This is a genomic window from Kitasatospora sp. NPDC093558, from assembly GCF_040683475.1.
Classification (GTDB): domain Bacteria; phylum Actinomycetota; class Actinomycetes; order Streptomycetales; family Streptomycetaceae; genus Kitasatospora.
Map to the genome: position 1 here is coordinate 1 of NZ_JBFBDY010001302.1, position 1,176 is coordinate 1,176.

Genomic DNA, 1,176 nt, shown 5'->3' on the forward strand with positions numbered 1-1,176 from the left:
GAGGACGGGCTTCGCCGCCTCGGACAGCTCCACGACGAAGGCCCGGCCGCGCCGCCCGACCAGCGTCGCGACGGCCCGGGCGACCGGCTGCCGGTCGGCCGGCTCGCTCTGGTGGATCACGCCGCGGACGTAGACGTTGGCGTCGCCGAGGCGTTCGTGCAGTTCCAGGACCGCCGCGTGGTCCGTCGCGTCGAGCTGGGCGAACTCGGCACGCCCGTCCGGGTCCTGGCGCCGGGCGAGGTCGAGGGCGGCGGGGGAGAGGTCGAGCCCAAGGGCGTGCGGGAAGTGCTCGGCGAGGTAGCGGGTCTGGGTGCCGTTGCCGCAGCCGAGGTCGAGGACGGGCAACTGCCGGTCCTTGAGATGGGGTTCGAACAGCGCGACGTGGCGGGCGGCCGTGCGGGACGGGTCCGCGTCCCAGATGACGCCGCCCGGCTCGTCGGGGGCCGCCTGCCAGAAGCCCTCCCAGGCGTTCCGGTACCGGGTCGTGACGCTCATGCAGGGCCTTCCGGCTCGGGGCTCTCGGGGGTGGGGTGTTCAGGCGCGGGGCCCGAGGGAGAGGAGCTTGGTGTGGGTCGTGCCGTCGGGGGTGTCGTAGGTGACGGTCTCGCCGGCGTGGCAGCCGAGGAGGGCTCGGCCGAGCGGGCTGTCGGCGGTGATCAGGGCCTCGTCCAGCTCCTCGGCCAGTTCGCCGAGGTGGAACGTCGCCTCCTCGCCGTCCGCGAACCGTACGGTGACGGTGCTGCCGACCCCCACCGCCTCGGTGGACGGCGGGCCGGCCAGGGCGGCCTCGCGGATGCGCTCCTCGATCTCGGCGATCCGGCGGTCGATGCGGGTGACGTCGTCGGCCCGCTGCAGTTCGTCCGCCTCGTCGGCGCGGTCCCCCGTCGGCTCGCCCTCGCGGAGGGTCCCGGCGACGGCGTCCCGGCCGACGCGGAGCTCGGTCAGTTCCTGTCGGAGGGCGTGGAGGGCGTCGGCGCTGATGGGCTCGGGTCCGTCGGTCATGACGTGCTCCCGGGGGTGCGGGGTGGGTGCTGGTCGGACGGGACGGGACGTGCGCGCACGGCTCCATTAGCTCACCGCGCGCTGGCCGGGGCAACTCCGCTTGCGCTTCGCCGCCGGGTGTGGTGGGGCGCCCGGCGCGGTGAGCTCCCGGCAAGCCAACGCCGGCCCGGCGGT

2 protein-coding genes are annotated in these 1,176 nt (G+C 75.4%); both read right to left on the reverse strand.

Annotated features, from left to right (window positions below; translation table 11 throughout):
- A partial coding sequence (locus AB0O00_RS40535; RefSeq protein ID WP_363659666.1) for a class I SAM-dependent methyltransferase occupies positions 1 to 495 on the reverse strand: 495 nt, incomplete at its 3' end.
- Positions 496 to 534: 39 nt separating this feature from the next.
- A complete protein-coding gene (locus tag AB0O00_RS40540) occupies positions 535 to 1,002 on the reverse strand; it encodes a GreA/GreB family elongation factor (protein WP_363659667.1) in 468 nt (155 codons plus the stop codon).
- Positions 1,003 to 1,176: the final 174 nt, after the last annotated feature.

Bases quoted from the DNA above. Each gene is read 5' to 3' on its own strand.
- AB0O00_RS40540 (WP_363659667.1), bottom strand. From the start codon at position 1,002: ATGACCGACGGACCCGAGCCCATCAGCGCCGACGCCCTCCACGCCCTC.